This is a genomic window from Kitasatospora sp. RG8 (assembly GCF_017813315.1).
GTDB lineage: Bacteria > Actinomycetota > Actinomycetes > Streptomycetales > Streptomycetaceae > Kitasatospora.
Map to the genome: position 1 here is coordinate 1 of NZ_JAGIYX010000030.1, position 19,961 is coordinate 19,961.

Consider the following 19,961-nt stretch of genomic DNA (forward strand, 5'->3'; position numbering starts at 1 on the left):
ACCCGGAAGCTAAGCCTCACAGCGCCGATGGTACTGCAGGGGGGACCCTGTGGGAGAGTAGGACGCCGCCGAACAATCATTCACAAAGAACCCCCGATCCATCACGGATCGGGGGTTCTTTGCGTTGTGCCGGCGGATGTTGCGGTGGCGGATCTCTGGACCCGCCACCCGCCACCCGCCACCCGCGGTCGGCAGGCAGGCGCAGGGAACGGACTGACGGGCAGAGGTCGACGGGCAGAGAGGACAGGGGCCTGCGCGCCCCTCCCCGTGCCACCTGAGCTTCCCGCCGGTGCAGCGCAAGGTGCCCGCCGGCCTGTGAGGCGGTGGAGGGCGCCGGGGAAGGCCCGTCCGGAGTAGGTCCATCGGGGAGGGCTACTTGGGGGAGGCGGCCCTGGGAAGGCCCGTCCACCGGAAGGCCCGTCCCCCGGAAGGAGTGCCCTCCGTAGCCACGACGACGCCCCGCTACCGGAGTCGGTAGCGGGGCGTCGTCGTGGCTACGGAGCCTTCGGAGGTTGTGGAGGGCCCCCGCGGGAGCGGGGACGGGGAGGACCTGCGCTCAGAGGCGGCCTGCGGCCTTGAGCGCGAGGTAGGTGTCGGCGAGGGCCGGGGCCACGGCGGTCGGCGGCGCGTCGAGGACGGTGACGCCGGCGCGGGTGAGCCGGTCGGCGGTGAGGCGGCGGTCTGCGCGGGTCTGCTCGGCGGCGGCCGCACCGTACACGGCCTCGACGGTGCCGCGGCCGGCGGCCAGCTCGTCCAGGTTCGGGTCGGAGACCGAGGCGAGGACGACCTCGTGGCGCTTGGTGAGGAGCGGCAGCAGCGGCAGCAGTCCGTCCTCGGCCGGGGCCGCGTCGAGCCCGGTCAGTAGGACGATCAGCGAGCGGTGCGGGGCCATCTTCAGGGCGGAGGCGACCAGCGAGCGCATGTCGGTCTCGTAGAGCGCGGGTTCGAGGGTGGCCATCGCGTTGGTGAAGGCGGGCAGGATCTCGTTGGGGGCCCGGCCGGCCACCGAGACGCGCTTGCGCAGGTCGTGCGCGAGCAGGTCGACCCGGTCGCCGGCCTTGGTGGCGAGCGCGGTCAGCAGCAGCGCGGCGTCGAGCGACGCGTCCAGGCGGGGGGCGTCGCCGACCCGGCCGGCGGAGGTGCGGCCGGTGTCGAGGACGACCAGGATGTGCCGGTCGCGCTCGGGGCGCCAGGTGCGTACGGCGACGGTGTTGCGGCGGGCGCTGGCGCGCCAGTCGATGGAGCGGATGTCGTCGCCGGGCAGGTACTCACGCAGCGAGTCGAACTCGGTGCCCTGGCCGCGGGTCAGGACGGAGGTGCGGCCGTCGAGTTCGCGCAGCCGGGCGAGCCGGGACGGCAGGTGCTTGCGGCTGTTGAAGGGGGGCAGGGCGCGGACCGTCCAGGGGACGAGGTGCGATCCCTGACGGGCGGCCAGGCCGAGGGGGCCGAGCGAACGGACGGTCACCTTGTGGGCGTGGTGGTCGCCGCGCCGCGTCGGGGTGAGCACGGTGGTGACGCGGCGTCGTTCGAGGCCGGGGACGCGCAGGGTGTGCCGGGAGCCGGCGACCGCGGTGCCGGGCCGCCAGGCGGAGGGGGCCCAGGCGTCGCGGACGAGGGCTCTGAGCGGGCGGCCCGCGAGGTTGGTGACGGTCAGTTCGACGGAGGCGGGTTCGCCGAGCCGGACGGTGGTGTCGCCGCCCCGGGTGATCCGCAGGCGGCGGACCGGGGCGGCGAGCACGAGGTCGGCCGCGACGGCGAGCAGGACCGCGCCGGTGACGGCGGCGATCCCGCCCCAGGAGGGCAGGAGCAGACCCACGACGAGCGCGCCGAGTGCGGCGAGCAGGGCGGTTCGCCCGGTGAGGGCCATGCGGTGCGCTCCTTCGTGAGCGAGGCGGTGGAGGCGGTCAGCGCGGGGCGGGCGTCTGGGCCAGGACGGCCTGGATGACGGAGTCGGCGGTGACGCCCTCCATCTCGGCCTCGGCACGGAGGGCCACCCGGTGGCGCAGGGTGGGCAGGGCGAGCGCCTTGACGTCGTCCGGGGTGACGTAGTCGCGGCCGGCCAGCCAGGCCCAGGCGCGGGAGGCCGCGAGCAGGGCGGTGGCGCCACGCGGCGAGACGCCGATGGAGAGCGACGGGGACTGCCGGGTCGCCCGGCAGAGGTCGACCATGTAGGCGAGGACCTCGGGGGAGACGGTGAGCTTGGCGATCTGCTCGCGGGCGGCGGCGATGTGCTGGGGGCCGGCGACCGGGCGGACCCCGGCCGCGGCGAGGTCGCGCGGGTCGAAGCCGGAGGCGTGCTTGGCGAGGACCTGGTACTCCTGGTCGCGGTCGGGCAGCGGCAGGATCAGCTTGAGCAGGAAGCGGTCCAGCTGGGCCTCGGGCAGCGGGTAGGTGCCCTCGTACTCGACCGGGTTCTGCGTCGCGGCGACCAGGAACGGGACGGGCAGCTTGCGGGGCTCGCCGTCGACGGTGACCTGGTGCTCCTCCATGGCCTCCAGCAGGGCGGCCTGGGTCTTCGGAGGGGTGCGGTTGATCTCGTCGGCGAGCAGCAGGTTGGTGAAGACCGGGCCGGGCTGGAAGGAGAACTCGGCGGTGCGGGCGTCGTAGACCAGCGAGCCGGTGACGTCGCCGGGCATCAGGTCGGGGGTGAACTGGATGCGCTTGGTGTCGAGGCTGAGCGCGGTGGAGAGGGTGCGGACCAGCAGGGTCTTTGCGACACCGGGGACGCCCTCCAGCAGCACGTGGCCGCCGCAGAGCAGTGCGACGACGAGGCCCGTGACGGCGGCGTCCTGGCCGACCACGGCCTTGCCGATCTCGGCGCGCAGGGCGGTCAGGGCCTGGCGCGGGTCGGTCGTGGCGCCGACGGTGCCGGCGGTTTCGGGGGTGGCGGGTGCCGTGCCGGGGGTGATGCGGAGCTGGGTGGTGGCCTGTTCGGTCACGGCTTTCGTACCTGCCTTTCGAGGGCGTCGAGGTCGTCGGCGAGCCGCAGCAGTGCGGCGTCGTCGGTCGGGGGCGGGCCGTACAGGAGGGCCCGTACGTCTCCGGCGGGCCGGTCGGGGAGGCGGTCGACGACGGCCGCGCAGAGTGCGGTCGGGTCGGGGGCGCCGGCGCTGAGCGGAATGCCGAGGGCCGGGGCGAGCCGGTGGACGGCGGCGCGGCGCAGGGCGTCGGCGGCGCGGCCGCGGGCCTTGGCCCGGCGGTAGAGGCGGGCCCGGCCCTCGGTGGTCTCGGCGGCGCGGACGACCACGGGCAGGTTCTCGCTGACGACGGGGCCGAGCCGGCGGGCACGCCAGGCGGCGGCCAGCAGGGCGGCGACGGCGAGCTGGTACGCGGCCCAGCGCCACCCGTCGGGGATGTAGTCGGTGAACCGTTTGTCGCCGCCCGCGGCGACCGGCGTCGAGTAGTCGGGCAGGTGCCAGGTCAGGTTGGGCCGGGAGCCGAGCAGGCCGAGGGCGAGCGAGGCGTTGCCGTCCTTCTTGACCAGCTCGTTGCTGAGGAAGTCGCCGCTGCCGAGGACGACCACCTCGGTTCCCTTGCCGGTCGGTGCGGCCACCAGGGGGAAGCCGTGGCCGCGCGGGTAGCAGCCCTCGCCGCGGCTGCCGGTGGTGTAGAGCAGGCCGCCGAGGTGGGCGGTGCCGGCCCGGACGGCCTCGGTGAGCGCGCACTGGGCGGGGGTGCTGCGTACGGCGGCGTACGGCGCGCCGCCGCCCTCGTCGGAGGGGCGGACGCCGGGTGCCAGGGCGCTGAGCGCGGCGGGACCGGGGGAGAACAGGACCAGCCGGGCGTGCCCGGCGGCGGCGAGGTCGCGCAGCTGGGCGGGGTCGAGCAGGTCGGGTTCGGGGACGACGAGGGTGTCGTTGCCGGAGGTGCGGGCGGTGAGGTCGGCGGTGATGTCGACCTTGAGGCCTTCGCGCTGGAGCAGGGCGACCACGGCGTGGGCGCCGTCGGGGTCGTAGGAGCGCGGGTCGAGCGGCGGGTAGCGGCGGTCCTGGTTGAGGCCGGCCAGGAGGGCGGCGGCGAGCAGGACCAGCGCGGCGGCGAGCAGGAACCAGCGCGAGCGGTACCAGAGGCTGCGGCCGGTGGGCGCGAGGCTGCTGGGGCTGACGCGGGGCTCGGGTGGCACGGCCGGGCCGGCGGGGGCGGGGGCGGGCCTTCCGGCGTCGGCGGGTGCGGTGCCCGCGGGGGCGGTGGGGGGCGCCGGTGGCACGGCCGGGCCGGGGGCGTCGGTGCCCGGGGTGGTGGTGGTCATGCCGCTCCTCCCGGGGCCGCGGCGAGGGCCGGGCGGGCGCGTTCGAGGGCCTGGTCGAGGTCGCGGAGCAGCTGGTACGCGGCCTGGTCGGCGGTGCGCTCGCCGTAGGCGATGTCGTCGAAGGTGCGGGCGGCCGCGGTGAGGTCCGCGGCGTGACCGGGCAGCATGCGGCCCGCCTCGGTGGCGGCCTCGTCGGCGGTGCGGCCGGGCCGGGTGTCGAGCAGGGTGCGTTCCTCCAGGCCCCGGACGACGGCGCGCATCTGCTCGCGGACGGCCTCGGCCCACTGGCCGGCGGCGGCGTGGCGCTCGGCGTCGGCCCGGTACTGGGCGGCGCTGCGCGGTCCGGCGGTGCCGAAGACGTCGGGCGTGGTGCGGGCGGCCCGCCGGGGCGCGCCGAGGCGCCACCAGAGGGCGGCGGCGATCACGACGGCGACCACCAGGAACAGGATCAGGCCGGTCGTGCCCGTGGTGCCGTCACCGGCGATGGCGTTGAGCGCGTCGTCGATCCGGTCCATGAACCAGTCGTAGACCCGTTGCTGGAGGCTCGGGTCGTGCCGGTGGTAGTCGGCCTTGAGCAGTTCGTCGCGCACGGCGTCGCGAGCCGGGTCACGCGGCGTGGTGACCGGGGCGCCGCCCGCGGCCGGCGCCATCTCCCCCCAGTTCGGCATGCGGGTCAGCGCCTTGCCGGGTTCGGGCCGACCGGGTCGCTCCAGCCGGTGCCGCCGTACTCGGGCAGGCCGGCGGCGCGGGCCAGCTCGATGTCGAGGGCCTCGCGGCGGATCCGCTGGTCGACGTAGAGGAGGACGGTGATGGCGGCGCTGAACGGGATGGTGAGGGTCGAGGCGATGATCCCGCCGATCGCGCTCGCGACGAGCATGGAGGCCGGGACGGAGGCGTCGGTGGAGCCCGCCTCGTTGACGAGGTGGTCGAAGCCCAGGGCCATGCCGATGACGGCGAACGGGGTGGCGATGATCATCGAGACGATGAACGACAGCACCCAGGCGAGCAGGTTGATGCCGGCCTGCCGCCACCAGGCGCCGCGGACCAGGCGGCGGGAGCGGGAGAGCGCGGCCGTGATGCCCTGCTTCTCCAGCATCAGGGCCGGGGCGGCGAGGCTCAGCTGGACCCCGACCCAGACGGCGGCCGGGACACTGAGCAGGCCGACCACGACGAGGAGGCCGACGATGGCGGGTTCGTCCGCGCCGGCCACGACGTAGCCGATGAGCGGGGTGAAGCCGAGCAGCACGATGCCGCCCCAGATCAGGCCGCTGAGCAGGCTGAGCCCGAACATCCGCAGCAGCTGGGGCCGGGCCTCGCGCCAGGCCTCTCCGGCGGTGGCGGACTTCCCGAGGACGGCACGGCTGACCACCATCGTGAGCAGCGCGGAGGCGATGACGGCGATCAGCAGGTTCAGCGGCAGGACGACGACGCCGGCCAGGGCCTGGGTCAGGTTGCCGGTGCTGCCGTTGATGGCCAGCTGGGCCGCGAGGGTGCCGCCCTGCTCGATGACGGCGAGGCCCAGCGAGAGACCGAGCGTGGTGCGCCAGTGCGTGCGGATGGTCGAGACCGCGCCGTCGAGGATCTCGCCGACGCCGAGCGGGCGCAGCGGGATCACGCCGGGCTTGGGGCTCGGCGGGGCGCCCCAGCCGTACGGGCCGTACTGGCCGGGCTGTCCGTGGGGCCCCGGTGCGCCGTACTGCGCGCCGACGTGGCCGGCGCCCGGTGCGGGGTGCGCGGCGTGGGGTGGTACCGACTGCCCGGGCACGGCGGCGGGTGCGTCGGCCGGGGGCCGGGCCTCGTCGCGGGGCTGCTCGGACGAGCTGGGCGAGGCCCAGCCCGGAGTGTCGGTCATCACTGCTCCTCGGAGGGGCTTCAGGGTTCGCGGGGCCGGGTGGATCTTCACCCGCGCGCAGCGCCCATCGTGCCATGGTGGTCGGACGGGCCCCAGGGGTATCCGGTCGCTGAACGGCCAACGGGGGCCCGGCCGGCAGCCGGTCGCTGGCCTCCGGGGCACCGGTGCCGGTTCGGGCCAGGACATTCGTCCGGTATGGCCGGAATTGGCCGGGCCGGGACTTGGCCGTTCTGGAGCAATGGGACTGCTGTGCGGCAGGTCACAATCCGGTAATGAGAGGATGGATGCATGAAGGGACGCGTCCTCGTCGTTGATGACGACTCCGCACTGGCCGAGATGCTCGGCATTGTGCTGCGTGGTGAGGGTTTTGAGCCGTTTTTCGTCGCGGATGGGGACAAGGCACTAGCCGCTTTCCGTGAGACCAAGCCCGACCTGGTCCTGCTGGACCTGATGCTGCCCGGCCGGGACGGCATCGACGTATGCCGGCAGATCCGGGCGGAGTCGGGCATCCCGATCGTCATGCTGACCGCGAAGACGGACACCGTCGACGTCGTGGTCGGCCTGGAGTCGGGCGCCGACGACTACGTCACCAAGCCGTTCAAGCCCAAGGAGCTGGTGGCCCGGGTTCGCGCACGGCTGCGCCGTGCCGAGGAGCCGACGCCCGAGCAGCTGACCATCGGCGATCTGGTGATCGACGTGGCCGGGCACTCCGTGAAGCGGGACGGCCGGGGCATCCCGCTGACCCCGCTGGAGTTCGACCTGCTGGTCGCGCTGGCCCGCAAGCCCTGGCAGGTGTTCACCCGCGAGGTGCTGCTGGAGCAGGTCTGGGGGTACCGCCACGCGGCGGACACCCGGCTGGTCAACGTGCACGTCCAGCGGCTCCGCTCCAAGATCGAGAAGGACCCGGAACGCCCGGAGATCGTGGTGACCGTGCGCGGCGTCGGCTACAAGGCCGGACCCAGCTGACGTGGCGTACCAGGCTGACGAGACCCCGTCGGGTACCGCGACCGACGGGGGCGCCGCCGTGCGCGGGGACGTCCTGAGCTCGACCACGCGCAGCCGCCGCCGGCGCGGCCTCGCGGGAGTGCTCGCACCGGTGGTCCGTCAGCTGCGCCGGCCCGTGCAACGGGTGCTGGCGCTGTACCGGCGCTCGATCCAGCTGAGGGTGGTCGCGGCCACCCTGATGCTGTCCGTCGTCGTGGTGCTCGTGTTGGGCGTCGTGGTGGTGGCCCAGGTCCGCAACGGGCTGCTGAACACCAAGAAGGACTCGGCGCGCAGCCAGGCCCGGGCCGGCTTCCAGACCGAGCAGAAGAAGATCGACGAGGCGAAGGAGCTGCGCCTCAAGGTCGCCCCGACCGCCGACCCGACCACCGAGGAGATCGGCACCTGGCTGCTGAAGCAGGTCGGTGACCTCGCGGCCAGCGGACAGAACGTCTACTCGGTGATCGCCATCATGCCCAACAGCGGGCAGTCGGTCTCCCTGGAGAACACCGGCCTGGGGCCGCGCTACTCCGGCGACATCCAGCCGAGCAGCATCCCCGACTCCCTGCGCGCCCGGGTGACGTCGGAGGCCGGCATCTTCGACCAGCCGACCGTCATCCAGCGCGCCCCGGAGAGCGGTGGCCGGACCGAGCCCGGCCTCGCCATCGGCATGCAGTTCTCCGGGCCCACCGGCACCCCGTACCAGCTGTACTACGTCTTCTCCTTCGGCCAGGAGACCAACACCCTCGGCCTGGTCACCGGCACGCTCGCCACCGCGGGCGTCTTCGTGGTGATCATGATGGGCGGCATCGCCTGGCTGGTGGTGCGCCAGGTGGTGACCCCGGTCCGGATGGCCGCCGGGATCTCCGAGCGGCTGGCCGCCGGCCACCTGGAGGAGCGGATGAAGGTCACCGGGACGGACGACATCGCCCGCCTCGGCGAATCGTTCAACCGGATGGCCAACGCCCTCCAGGCGCAGATCCGCCAGCTGGAGGAGCTCTCCCGGGTGCAGCGGCGCTTCGTCTCGGACGTCTCGCACGAGCTGCGCACCCCGCTCACCACCGTGCGGATGGCCGCCGACCTCATCTACGACAGCCGCGAGGACCTCGATCCGATGGCGGCCCGCTCGGCCGAGCTGCTCCAGGGCCAGCTGGACCGCTTCGAGTCGCTGCTCGCCGACCTGCTGGAGATCAGCCGCTTCGACGCCGGCGCCGCGATCCTCGACGCCGAGCCGGTCGACCTGCGCGAGATCGTCGGCCGGGTGATCGAGGCCGCCGACCCGCTGGCCCAGGCCAAGGGCAGCGCCGTGGTGGTCCGCGGCGACGGCGAGCCGGTGCTGGCCGAGGTCGACTCCCGCCGGATCGAGCGCATCCTTCGCAACCTGGTCGTCAACGCGCTGGAGCACGGAGAGGGCCGCGACGTCGTGGTCCGGCTGGGCTCGGCCGACGGCGCGGTCGCGGTCGGCGTGCGCGACTACGGCATCGGGCTCAAGCCCGGCGAGGCGTCCCGGGTGTTCCACCGCTTCTGGCGGGCCGACCCGTCGCGGGTCCGGACCACCGGCGGCACCGGGCTGGGCCTGTCCATCGCGGTCGAGGACGCGCACCTGCACGGCGGCTGGCTCCAGGCCTGGGGCGAGCCCGGCGGCGGCTCGCACTTCCGGCTCACCCTGCCGCGCACCCGCGGCGGCGAGATCAGCCGGGCGCCGTTCCGGCTGGAACCGGAGGACTCCCGCAACAACCGGGGGCTCGGCTCGTACGGGACCCCGTACCGGCGGGCGATCCGCCCGTCCGGCGCGACCGCGCTGACCGCCACCGAGGACCCGGGCGTTCCGGAGACCCCGGAAGGCACCGGCAGTGGGTTCGGCAGCGGGCTGGGCGGCGTCCTGAGCATCGGCCCCGGACTGGGCGCCCCCCGGCTGCCCGAGGGGCCGCGCTCCGACCCCTCGGACGTGCGGACCGTGGGGGCCGGGTACGGTGCCACCGGAGCCCAGGTCATGGTGGACCCGACGCCGGGAAGGCCGTCGGTGGCACAGCGGACGGCGGAGCCGGACCTGACGGTTGCGGCCGGAGGCGCGAACGGCACGGGCGGGACGGACACGGAGGGGTCGCAGCGTGCGAAGGACCAGCAGCACTACTGAGCCGCGGACGGCCGCGGTGGCCGGCACGGTGCTGGTCGCCGTGCTGGCCGGCGGCTGCGCGGCGATGCCGGACTCCGGCGGCATCGGCAAGGTCGAGCTGTCGCAGGGCACGGCGGACAAGAACCTCCAGGTCCGGGTCTTCCCGGTGGGGCCCGTCAAGGGCGCCAAGCCGGAGGGGCTGCTGAACGGCTTCCTGGACGCGCTGACCGCGGACGAGAGCTACGACACGGCGCGCAAGTACCTCACCGACGAGGCGGCCGTCCACTGGAACCCGGACGCCGGCATCCAGGTGCTGGAGGCCAACCCCACCCCGCGGTCCAACCAGACCGTGACGGACACCGACACGTCGTTCTCCATCCAGGTGCCCGGCAAGGTCGTTGCCAAGGTGGACGACAAGCACTCCTACACCTTCTCCGGCGGGCAGCTGGACGTGGACCTCCCGTTCACGTTCGTCCGGGAGAAGGGCGGCGAGTGGCGCATCGCGAAGCTGCCCGACGGCCTGATCATCAACCAGACCAACTTCCGCAACAGCTTCCGCCAGGTGGACCGCTTCTTCTACGCGGCCCAGGACCCGTCGGCGGCCGGCACCACGGCGGTCAGCGCCCAGGACGTGCTGATCGCCGACCCGGTCTACCTGCGGCGCCGAATAGACACGCTGACCTCGGCCGCCAAGGCCGTCGTCTCCGGTCCGTCCGACTGGCTGTCGCCGGTGGTCCGGACCGCCTTCCCGACCGGCGCCACCGTCGACCGGGTCACGGTCGACGAGGGACGCGTCGCCCATGTGGTCCTCAACGGGGTCGAGCTCGGCAACCCGACGGCCTGCCGGCAGATGGCCACCCAGCTCTTCTACACCCTCGCCGACCAGGGCAAGGGACAGGTGGAGCGGCTGGAGCTGAAGAACCCGCGCGGCACCGGCTGCCAGGCCACCAGCCTCGACGGGCCGGTCAGCGGCCCGGGCGCGCTGGCCGGCGACGCCGCGGCCAGGCAGTACTTCCAGCGCGCCGAGGACGGCGTGCTGATGGAGGCCCGCGACACCGACGGCACCGCCGTCCGCGGCCCGCTCGGCAAGCCGCAGCCGAACAAGCAGCCGGCGCTCGGCGCCATCGCGGTGGCCCGGGACGGCGAACGCGCCGCGGCGATCAGCGGCAACGGGCACCAGCTCTACTCGGTGGCCCTCGCGGACGGCGCGTCGACGATGCCCGAACCGCTGCTCAGCACCCCGCCCCGGCCCGGTGACCGGAGTGAGGACGCGCTCGCCTCGCCCAGCTGGGACGGCCGCGGCAACCTCTGGGTGGTGGACCGCGACCCGCAGAACCGGCGGGTGCTGATGGTCCGCGGCAGCAAGGTGTACACCGTGCCCGTCGACGGCCTCGACGGCCAGGTCGTGCAGGACCTCAAGGTCTCCTCGGACGGTGTCCGGATCGCGCTGGTGCTCAGGAACCCGGCCGGTGTCCGGTCGCTCTGGCTCGGCCTGGTGGTGCACGGCGGCACCAAGGAGGCGCCCACCGTGCGGATCACCGGGCTGCGCGGGGCGGCTCCGCTGCTCACCGAGGTCGCCTCGGTGTCCTGGGCGGAGACCGACCAGCTGCTCGTGCTGGGCAAGGAGAACGGGCGCATCCAGCAGCTGCACTACATCAGCACCGACGGCTCGCCGAGCAGCGAGGCCTCGCTCCAGGGCGGGGAGAGCATGGCCACGGCGGAGGCGTCGGAGTTCCGCGCGGACTCCCCGGCCCAGGTGCCGCCGGTGCTCGCGCGCCGGGCCTCCGACGGCCAGATCTTCCGGCTCGTCAACAGCCAGTGGCGGGAGGTCAACCCGAACCTGCGGGCGGCCTCCTTCATCTACCCGGGCTAGGGCCTCCTTCGTCCGCCCGGACCGGGCCGGCTCCGTCCGCCCGGGTCAGGGCCCGCCGGACGCCCGCCCCGGGCGGCTACCCGGGCCGCGGCCGGCGAGGTCCGTCCGGGCCGGGCGGCGCGGTGGCGGCCCGGCGGTGCGGGACGGCGGCCGCGACCGTGGCGGCCGCCTTCGGCGGGAGGCCGGCGGCGGCCAGGGCCCGGGCGGCCTCGGCGAGGCTGGCCCCGGTGGTCACCAGGTCGTCCACCAGGACCGGCTGACGTCCGGTCAACCGGCAGTCCGCGCGCGGCAGCACGGTCAGCGCGCCGTGCAGGTTCCGCCGGCGCTCGGCGGCGGTCAGGCCCGCCTGGTCGGCAACCGGCCGGGTGTGCCGCAGCAGTGACGCCGCGCGGGCGTCCACCCCGGCCCGGCGCAGCGACCGGGCGGCGGCGCCCGCCAGCCGGAGCGTCGGGTCGTGGCCGCGGGCGCGGACGGCGGCCCGGGCGGAGGGCATCGGGACCAGCAGCAGCGGTGCGAGCCCGGCGCGCGGCCCGAGCGAGGAGCGCACGGCCCGGGCGAGCGCTTCGCCGAGCGGACCGGCCAGCCGCAGCGCGCCGCGCTCCTTGTGGGCCAGCAGCAACTGGCGGACCGGATCGGCGTAGGGGGCGGCGGCGTGCACCCAGGGCAGGGCGGTGGGGCCCGGGCGGGCCGTGGCAAGGGCGTTCCGGCAGGCCGCGCAGAGCTGTGTGCGGTCGGCGCCGCAGCCGGCGCAGCGGGCCGGGAGCAACACGTCCAGCAGACCGGCCAGTGCGTGGGCGAAGGGCCCTTGGGCGGTCTGTGGACGGGCGGGGGACGAGGTGGACGGCACGGCTGCTCCTGGCGGCGGCAGGCACGGAGAGTGAGCAAAGGATGCGCCGTACGGGGGGTGTTGTCCAGCCGTTTACTCATGTTTCACTCGCGGGAGGGTAGACAGGGTGGAGCAGCTTGACCGCCAGCCTGCAGCATCGGGTCATACCCGCTTTCCTGCCTGGGGAGGCGAAAACCCCGTGTGAGGTGTTCCATGAGGCTCCAGGGGGTTTCAACCGTCCCTGGTGGGGAGGAAGTGAGGTGAGGGCCAGTCGTTTCCGTCGCTCGCGGCGGGGGCGGAGGGCCGGCAGTGGATTGGCTGGTCCGGCTGGTCTCAGCCCGATCCGGTAGCACCCGGATCGGCGTCAGCACGAGGGATCGGAGTTCTGCGTGGACATCGTCGTCAAGGGCCGCAAGACCGAGGTGCCCAAGAGGTTCCGCGAGCACGTGGCCGAGAAGCTGGAGAAGGTCCAGAAGTTCGACGGCAAGGTGATCAGCCTCGACGTCGAGGTGTCCAAGGAGCACAACCCGCGGCAGGCCGACCGGTCCGAGCGGGTGGAGATCACTCTCCGTACCCGTGGGCCCGTGATCCGGGCCGAGGCCGCCGCCGGAGACCCGTACGCGGCGCTCGACCTGGCTTCGGCGAAGCTCGACGCCCAGCTGCGCAAGTCCGCAGACCGGCGCCGGGTGCACAAGGGCGGCAACGGCCGCACCCCCATCAGCGTCGCCGAGGCGACCGCGGCCCTGGCCGCGCTGCCGGACACGACGCGGCAGGAGGGCGAGACCAACGGGGCCGTCCGCAAGACCATGATGGGATCCCTGGAAGTGGAGGGCGAAGGCCCGCTGGTGGTCCGGGAGAAGACCCACCCGGCCGCCCCCATGGCGCTCGACCAGGCGCTCTACGAGATGGAACTGGTCGGCCACGACTTCTACCTCTTCGTCGAGAAGGACAGCGGCCTGCCGAGCGTCGTCTACCGCCGGCACGGTTACAACTACGGCGTCATCCACCTGAAGGCCGACGGTTCGGCCGCGGCCGGTGGTGGCGCGGGCGGTGCGATCGGCGGGACCGGCGACGAGGACTGACCGTCCTGGCAGTGTTGGGAGGGGTGACCCCGGCGGCAGCGACCGCCGGGGTCACCGGCGTTCCGGGGCGGCGCGGACGGCCGCGAGGTCACCCGATGCGGAGGATCGGCGCCGGAGGGTGACCGAAGCGTGTCCGGGCCGTGGAATGATTGGCGCACGACGACCGGCGACGGGGGAGGAGCGGATGGGGGATCACTTCGGGCTGGGGCCCGCTACGGGGCCGGTCACGGGGGTGGCGCCCGGGCAGGGTGACGAGCCCGAGTACGCCCCACACCGGCGGGAGCCGATCCGCGTCCTGGTGGTGGACGACCATGCGTTGTTCCGCCGCGGGCTGGAGATCGTGCTCGCGGAGGAGGAGGACATCAAGGTCATCGGTGAGGCCGGGGACGGCGCCGAGGCAGTGCTGAAGGCGGCCGACCTGCTGCCCGACATCATCCTGATGGACGTCCGGATGCCCCGCCGCAGCGGGATCGAGGCCTGCACCGCGATCAAGGACGTGGTGCCCAGCGCCAAGATCATCATGCTGACGATCAGCGACGAGGAAGCCGACCTCTACGAGGCGATCAAGGCCGGTGCGACCGGCTACCTGCTCAAGGAGATCTCCACCGACGAGGTCGCCACCGCGATCCGCGCGGTCGCCGACGGGCAGTCCCAGATCAGCCCGTCGATGGCCTCCAAGCTGCTCACCGAGTTCAAGTCGATGATCCAGCGCCGCTCCGACGACCGGGACCTGGTGCCCGCACCCCGGCTGACCGACCGGGAGTTGGAGGTGCTGAAGCTGGTGGCCACCGGGATGAACAACCGGGAGATCGCCAAGGAGCTGTTCATCAGCGAGAACACCGTGAAGAACCACGTCCGCAACATCCTGGAGAAGCTCCAACTGCACTCCCGGATGGAGGCCGTGGTCTACGCGATGCGGGAGAAGATCCTCGAGATAGGGTGACGCGGCCGCCTAGCCCTTGAGCAGCTTCTCCAGGGCCGGGCGCAGCGACTCCTCCTGCAGGGCCTCGACCCGGACCGCGTCGCAGCCCACCCACGCGGCCGCCTCGCGCAGGGCGGTCGCCAGCGCCTCGACGTGCCGGGCGGAGTCCAGCGAGACCTGACGGGCCACCAGGGTCCTTCCCTCCCGGGCCGGGTCGACCCGGCCGACCAGCCGGCCGCCGGCCAGCAGCGGCATCGCGAAGTAGCCGTGCACCCGCTTGTGCTTGGGGGTGTAGGCCTCCAGCCGGTGGGCCATGCCGAAGATCCGCTCGGTGCGGGCGCGGTCCCAGATCAGCGAGTCGAACGGGGAGAGCAGCGTGGTGCGGTGGCGGCCGCGCGGCGCGGCGGCGAGTGCGGCCGGATCGGCCCAGGCCGCGGCGGGGGCGCCGGCCGGGCCCCAGCCCGCCACCTCCACCGGGACGAGGCCGGAGTCGGCCAGTACCGCGTCCAACTGCTCGGCGCGCAGCCGGTGGTAGTCCAGCAGGTCGGCCCGGGTGGCGACGCCGAGCGCGGCGCCGGACTGCGCGACCAGGGTGCGCAGGCACTCGTCGTCGGCCGGTTCGGCGTCGAACAGCTCGGCGGGGACGGCCTGTTCGGCCAGCGCGTAGACCCGCTTCCAGCTGCGACGCTCGGTGCAGACGACGTCACCGAAGGCCAGCGCCCGCTCCACTGCGATCTTGGTGTCGGACCAGTCCCACCAGTCGGCCGTCTTCTTGGCGCCGCCCAGCTCGGTGGAGGTCAGCGGCCCCTCGGTGCGCAGCTGGTCCAGCACCGACCGGTAGGTGGCCTCGCCCACCTGCTTGCCCCAGACGTGCGTGCGCTCGCGGTAGTAGCGGCGGCGGAACGCGAACAGCGGCCACTCCTCGATCGGCAGGATGCAGGCCGCGTGCGACCAGTACTCGAAGCTCGCGCCGGCGCCCCAGTACGCCGCCTCGACGGCCGGGCGGCCGACCGCGCCGAGCCGCGCGTACGGGATCAGCTCGTGCGAGCGGGCCAGGACCGAGATGGTGTCGAGCTGGACGGCGCCCAGGTGCCGCAGCACCCCGCGGACACCGCCGCGGCGGTCCGGCGCGCCGAGCAGGCCCTGCGCGCGCAGGGCGATGCGGCGGGCGTCGTCGGCGCCGAGGGTGGCGACGGGGGCCGGGGCGGGAGTCGAGGCGCTCATGCCGGCGAGCGTAGACCGGGGCACTGACAACGCGGGCTGCCCGCCCCGGCCCGTGCCCGCCCCGTCGGGCGCACCCGGGCGCGGGCCCGACGGGGCGGGGTCAGCCGGAGGGCCGGTCGGCGAGGTCGATGGCGAGCAGTCCGGCGACCCAGGAGTCCCGGAACTCGCCGCGCTGCTCCGCGAACGAACGCAGGGTGCCCTCGAAGCGGAAACCGACCTTCTCGGCGACCGCGCGCGACCCCTCGTTGCCCACGTACGCCACCCACTCCAGCCGGCGCATGCCCAGCTCGGTGAGCCCGTAGCGGGCCACCTCGCGGGCGGCCTCGACGGTGTACCCGCGGCCGCGGAACTCCTTCACCGCCCACCAGCCGACCTCGGCGGTGCCCGGGCGGCCGGGGCAGCGGACGAGCCCCTGGGAGCCGACCAGGGCGCCGGTCCCGCGCTCGAACACGCACCAGACGAGGTTGTCGCCGGTGCGCCGGCCGTCGGGGGCCAGGTCGTTGACGAAGAACTCGGCATCCTCGCGCCGGTACGGGCTCGGGACCACCGTCCAGCGCTGGATCTCCGCGTCCTGGCAGGCCTCGAAGATCGCGTCGACGTCGGACTCCTGCGGGGCCCGCAGGATCAGGCGCTCGGTGCCGAGGGTGTCGGGACGGGGGGTGTCGGGTCGCTCTGTCATGCACGGATTATTCCGTCCAGGGACGAATGGGAGCATCCGATTAACCGGCTTAACCGTCCAACTGCCCGGAGGGGCGACCGATTTGCCCCGGTCGGCGGCGCTATCAGGTCATGTGCTCGCAGGGGTGACACGGGAATAGCGTGCTGACGCACCTCCCGGGGCATTGGACTCCTCGCATACGATGGCCCGTGCGGTGGGGTGGACCCCCCGTGCAGTCGTCCAGTGCCAATACAGGCAAGGAGCCCGCTCAAGTGTCCGTCTTCGACAAGATCCTGCGCGCCGGCGAAGGCAAGATCCTTCGCAAGCTGCAGCGGATTGCTGCCCAGGTCAACTCCATCGAAGAGGACTTCGTCAACCTCACCGACGCCGAGCTGCGCGCGCTGACCGACGAGTACAAGCAGCGGCTCGCCGACGGCGAGACCCTGGACGACATCCTCCCGGAGGCGTTCGCCACCGTCCGCGAGGCGGCCAAGCGCGTGCTCGGCCAGCGGCACTACGACGTCCAGCTCATGGGTGGCGCCGCGCTGCACCTCGGCTACGTCGCCGAGATGCGCACCGGTGAGGGCAAGACCCTGGTCGGCACCCTGCCCGCGTACCTCAACGCGCTCACGGGCAAGGGCGTGCACCTGATCACCGTCAACGACTACCTCGCCGAGCGCGACTCGGAGTGGATGGGCCGGGTGCACCGCTTCCTGGGCCTCGAAGTCGGCGTGATCCTGGGCAACATGACGCCCGCCGAGCGCAAGCGCCAGTACGGGATGGACATCACGTACGGCACCAACAACGAGTTCGGCTTCGACTACCTGCGCGACAACATGGCCTGGTCGAAGGACGAGCTCGTCCAGCGCGGCCACAACTTCGCGGTGGTCGACGAGGTCGACTCGATCCTCATCGACGAGGCCCGTACCCCGCTGATCATCTCCGGCCCGGCCGACCAGGCGACCAAGTGGTACGCCGACTTCGCCAAGCTGGTGCAGCGCCTGAAGATCGACCGCGACTACGAGGTCGACGAGAAGAAGCGCACCGTCGGCGTGCTGGAGGAAGGCGTCTCCCGGGTCGAGGACTACCTCGGCATCGACAACCTCTACGAGTCCGTGAACACGCCGCTCGTCGGGTTCCTGAACAACGCCATCAAGGCGAAGGAGCTCTACAAGAACGACAAGGACTACGTCGTGATGAACGGCGAGGTCATGATCGTGGACGAGCACACCGGTCGTATCCTCGCCGGCCGCCGCTACAACGAGGGCATGCACCAGGCGATCGAGGCCAAGGAGGGGGTGGAGGTCCAGAACGAGAACCAGACGCTGGCCACCATCACCCTGCAGAACTTCTTCCGCCTGTACGACAAGCTGGCCGGCATGACCGGTACCGGTACCACCGAGGCGGCCGAGTTCCACCAGATCTACAAGCTCGGCGTGGTGCCGATCCCGACCAACAAGACCCCGCTGCGCATCGACCAGCCCGACCTGATCTACAAGTCGGAGCCGGCCAAGTTCGCCGCCGTGGTCGAGGACATCGCCGAGAAGCACGAGAAGGGCCAGCCGGTGCTGGTCGGCACCGTGTCGGTCGAGAAGTCCGAGTACCTGTCGCAGGAGCTGCGCAAGCGCGGCATCCCGCACGAGGTGCTGAACGCCAAGCACCACGAGCGCGAGGCGCAGATCGTCGCCCAGGCGGGCCGCAAGGGCGCCGTCACCGTCGCCACCAACATGGCCGGCCGCGGTACCGACATCATGCTCGGCGGCAACGCCGACCACCTCGCGGCGGCCGAGCTGGCCCAGCGCGGGATCACGCCGGTGGACACCCCGGACGAGTACGAGGCCGCGTTCCCGGCCGCGCTGGAGAAGGCCAAGGGCTCCGTCAAGGCCGAGCAGGACGAGGTCAAGGAGGCCGGTGGCCTCTACGTCCTCGGCACCGAGCGGCACGAGTCCCGCCGCATCGACAACCAGCTGCGCGGCCGCTCCGGCCGTCAGGGCGACCCGGGCGAGTCCCGCTTCTACCTGTCGCTCGGCGACGACCTGATGCGCCTGTTCAAGGCCGGCATGGTCGAGCGCGTGCTCTCGATGGCCAACGTGCCGGAGGACGTGCCGATCGAGTCGAAGATGGTCACCCGCGCCATCGCCTCGGCGCAGACCCAGGTCGAGCAGCAGAACTTCGAGATCCGCAAGAACGTCCTCAAGTACGACGAGGTGCTGAACCGCCAGCGCGAGGTCATCTACGGCGAGCGCCGCCGGGTTCTGGAGGGCGAGGACCTCCAGGAGCAGGTCGGCCACTTCATGGACGACACCGTCGAGGCGTACGTCAAGGCGGCCACCGGTGAGGGCTTCGAGGACGACTGGGACCTCGACAAGCTCTGGTCGGCGCTGAAGCAGCTCTACCCCGTCACCCTGGAGCTGGAGGAGCTGGAGGAGGAGGCCGGCGGCGCCGCCGGGCTCACCCCGGAGTTCCTCGTCAAGGTCATCCAGGAGGACGTCCAGGCGCAGTACGGCGCCCGCGAGGACCAGCTGGGCGCGGAGATCATGCGCGAGCTGGAGCGCCGGGTCGTCCTCTCGGTGCTGGACCGCCGCTGGCGTGAGCACCTCTACGAGATGGACTACCTCCAGGAGGGCATCGGCCTGCGGGCGATGGCGCAGCGCGACCCGCTGGTCGAGTACCAGCGCGAGGGCTTCGACATGTTCACCGCCATGATGGAGGGCATCAAGGAGGAGTCCGTCGGCTACCTGTTCAACCTGGAGGTCCAGGTCGAGCAGCAGGTCGAGGAGGTGCCGGTCGACGACGCCGAGGTGGTGCTCGACAAGCTGGAGAAGGACGCCGCCCGCCCGGAGATCAAGGCCAAGGGCCTGGAGGCCCCCAAGCCGCAGCGGCTGCACTACACCGCCCCCTCGGACGAGATCGGCGGCGGTGTCGTCGAGGGCGACTTCGACGACCTCGCGCCGGAGGACGAGGGCGACGGGCTGACCCGCGCCGAGCGCCGCAAGGCCGCCAAGTCGGCCAAGGGCCGCCGCCGCAAGGGCTGAGGCGCGGCCGGTCCGCCCGGCCCGCCGCCACGCAGGGCGCCGCTCCCGTAGGGGGGTGGCGCCCTGCGCCGTTGCGGGGGCAGGGGTGGTGCGGGCAGGGGTGGTGCGGGCCAGGGCAGGCGCCGGGGTCGTGCGGGCCGGGGTCGCGGGGGCCGGCCGTGGCCGCAGGGCCGTGCTCATCGGGCCTCCACTGCGGTGCACTGCCATTGCCCGGCGGGTCCGCGCAGCTCCAGCCGGAACGCCACCATGTGGTGCCGGCTGCCGAGGTCGACCCGCACGCACGCCTCGATGGCGTCGGGGGAGGGCGATCTGTCGTGCACCGGGCCGAGCCGGGGCCGGTCCGCGGCGCCGCCGCGTCGCAGCGTGCCCGCGCGCACGAGCGAGGCGAGCTGGCCGTAGCCGTCGAGCGTGGTGTGGCGCATCAGCTGGCCGGACGGCCGCGCGCCGGTGAGCACCTCGACCAGCTGGTGGGCGAAGCGGGTGCTCAGCCCGCTGCGGACGCCGGGGGCGGCGGCCGGGGTGCCGGGCGTGGCGCACGCGGCCCGGGGGTGGCGCGGCCGCCGGCCGGCGGGCGGGTGGTGGCACGTCCGCGCGGTGGTGCGCGGATGGTGCGGCCGGGCCGGCGGCTGGGTGGTCCGGCCGGTGCGGGCGCCGTGGTGCGGTCCCGCGGGGTGCGGCCCGGCCGGGACGGGCCCGGCCGGGACGGGGCCGGTGGGGGTTGGGCGGACGGTCATGCGGCACTCCCGGAGCAGGTGGTGCGAGTACGGACGAGCCCTTGGTAGTCCTGCCTCGCGCGGGGCGGCAAGCGGGTTCCCGACCCTCCCGGGCCCGTCCGAAAGTTCACCTATCCGGGTGAACCGGCCAGTGTGGCGAAGGGCGGCGGGACCGCGCGACGGGCACGCGGTTGACGTGCGGGGCCGGGTGGGAAAGCCCGAAAGGGGACGGTCGGCTCCGCCGGGACGGGTGGCCGGGGCGGGGCGGGGCGTGGCGTTGCGCCGCCGGCCGGTCGGCACGCACGATCGGAGTCTGGACCCGGGCCGGCACCGGAGTCCGGACCGCAGCCGCGCAGGCTCCGGAACGGACGAGGCTCCGGCCGGCCCCGGGCACGGACGGCAACCGCGACGCGGACGACCCGGGCACGGA

Annotated in this window: 15 protein-coding genes; 6 read left to right on the forward strand and 9 right to left on the reverse strand. The window is 73.6% G+C overall.

Going from position 1 to position 19,961, the window contains the following annotated elements:
• Positions 1 to 556: 556 nt before the first annotated feature.
• The 5 genes from J5Y04_RS32830 to J5Y04_RS32850 all read right to left on the reverse strand — a co-directional run bounded on the left by J5Y04_RS32830 (position 557) and on the right by J5Y04_RS32850 (position 6,101).
• Positions 557 to 1,867, reverse strand: a complete 1,311-nt coding sequence (locus J5Y04_RS32830; RefSeq protein ID WP_209416059.1) for a DUF58 domain-containing protein — start codon at positions 1,865 to 1,867, stop codon at positions 557 to 559.
• Positions 1,868 to 1,904: 37 nt separating this feature from the next.
• Positions 1,905 to 2,834 carry a MoxR family ATPase gene (locus J5Y04_RS32835; RefSeq protein WP_241003262.1) on the reverse strand — a complete coding sequence of 310 codons (930 nt, stop codon included), beginning with the start codon at positions 2,832 to 2,834 and terminating at the stop codon, positions 1,905 to 1,907.
• A gap of 101 nt (positions 2,835 to 2,935) precedes the next feature.
• The gene (locus tag J5Y04_RS32840) at positions 2,936 to 4,249 is read right to left on the reverse strand and encodes a DUF4350 domain-containing protein (RefSeq protein WP_245205910.1); all 1,314 of its coding nucleotides are present in this window, start codon (positions 4,247 to 4,249) and stop codon (positions 2,936 to 2,938) included.
• Entirely contained in the window at positions 4,246 to 4,917 is a 672-nt protein-coding gene (locus tag J5Y04_RS32845; RefSeq protein ID WP_209416060.1) for a DUF4129 domain-containing protein, read from the reverse strand. The genes J5Y04_RS32840 and J5Y04_RS32845 overlap by 4 nt, the downstream gene beginning before the upstream one ends.
• A gap of 5 nt (positions 4,918 to 4,922) precedes the next feature.
• Positions 4,923 to 6,101: a hypothetical protein gene (locus J5Y04_RS32850; RefSeq protein ID WP_209416061.1), complete on the reverse strand. Its 1,179-nt coding sequence runs from the start codon at positions 6,099 to 6,101 to the stop codon at positions 4,923 to 4,925.
• 288 nt (positions 6,102 to 6,389) lie between these two features.
• On the opposite strand from J5Y04_RS32850, the gene mtrA reads away from it, so the two are divergent.
• The 3 genes from mtrA to J5Y04_RS32865 are packed head-to-tail and all read left to right on the forward strand — an operon-like array spanning position 6,390 to position 11,071.
• Complete coding sequence (mtrA, locus tag J5Y04_RS32855; protein ID WP_030061806.1) at positions 6,390 to 7,067, forward strand: MtrAB system response regulator MtrA; 678 nt, start codon at positions 6,390 to 6,392, stop codon at positions 7,065 to 7,067.
• A gap of 1 nt (position 7,068) precedes the next feature.
• Positions 7,069 to 9,219 (forward strand): MtrAB system histidine kinase MtrB, encoded by a 2,151-nt coding sequence (gene mtrB, locus J5Y04_RS32860; protein WP_374106158.1) that lies wholly within the window; start codon positions 7,069 to 7,071, stop codon positions 9,217 to 9,219.
• A complete protein-coding gene (locus tag J5Y04_RS32865) occupies positions 9,194 to 11,071 on the forward strand; it encodes an LpqB family beta-propeller domain-containing protein (RefSeq protein WP_209416062.1) in 1,878 nt (625 codons plus the stop codon). Before mtrB ends, J5Y04_RS32865 begins: the two co-directional genes overlap by 26 nt.
• A 76-nt stretch (positions 11,072 to 11,147) precedes the next feature.
• On the opposite strand, the gene J5Y04_RS32870 is transcribed toward J5Y04_RS32865, so the two are convergent.
• Positions 11,148 to 11,918 carry a ComF family protein gene (locus J5Y04_RS32870; protein ID WP_209416063.1) on the reverse strand — a complete coding sequence of 257 codons (771 nt, stop codon included), beginning with the start codon at positions 11,916 to 11,918 and terminating at the stop codon, positions 11,148 to 11,150.
• 368 nt (positions 11,919 to 12,286) lie between these two features.
• Here J5Y04_RS32870 and hpf point away from each other — a divergent pair, with 368 nt between their 5' ends.
• Both hpf and J5Y04_RS32880 read left to right on the forward strand, forming a co-directional pair.
• Positions 12,287 to 12,979 carry a ribosome hibernation-promoting factor, HPF/YfiA family gene (gene hpf / locus J5Y04_RS32875; RefSeq protein ID WP_209416064.1) on the forward strand — a complete coding sequence of 231 codons (693 nt, stop codon included), beginning with the start codon at positions 12,287 to 12,289 and terminating at the stop codon, positions 12,977 to 12,979.
• A 184-nt stretch (positions 12,980 to 13,163) separates the two neighbouring features.
• On the forward strand, positions 13,164 to 13,922 hold the full coding sequence (locus J5Y04_RS32880; RefSeq protein WP_209416065.1) for a response regulator transcription factor: 759 nt from the start codon (positions 13,164 to 13,166) through the stop codon (positions 13,920 to 13,922).
• Positions 13,923 to 13,931: 9 nt separating this feature from the next.
• Here the strand turns inward: J5Y04_RS32880 and J5Y04_RS32885 are convergent, their stop codons facing one another.
• Positions 13,932 to 15,125: a winged helix-turn-helix domain-containing protein gene (locus J5Y04_RS32885; RefSeq protein WP_209416066.1), complete on the reverse strand. Its 1,194-nt coding sequence runs from the start codon at positions 15,123 to 15,125 to the stop codon at positions 13,932 to 13,934.
• A gap of 100 nt (positions 15,126 to 15,225) precedes the next feature.
• Positions 15,226 to 15,804: a GNAT family N-acetyltransferase gene (locus J5Y04_RS32890; RefSeq protein ID WP_209416067.1), complete on the reverse strand. Its 579-nt coding sequence runs from the start codon at positions 15,802 to 15,804 to the stop codon at positions 15,226 to 15,228.
• 251 nt (positions 15,805 to 16,055) lie between these two features.
• Here J5Y04_RS32890 and secA point away from each other — a divergent pair, with 251 nt between their 5' ends.
• Positions 16,056 to 18,818, forward strand: coding sequence for a preprotein translocase subunit SecA (gene secA, locus J5Y04_RS32895; protein WP_209416068.1), 2,763 nt, complete (start codon positions 16,056 to 16,058; stop codon positions 18,816 to 18,818).
• Between the two features lie 176 nt (positions 18,819 to 18,994).
• Here secA and J5Y04_RS43325 read toward each other — a convergent pair whose 3' ends face one another.
• Entirely contained in the window at positions 18,995 to 19,552 is a 558-nt protein-coding gene (locus J5Y04_RS43325; RefSeq protein WP_209416069.1) for an Rv3235 family protein, read from the reverse strand.
• Between the last annotated feature and the right edge of the window lie 409 nt (positions 19,553 to 19,961).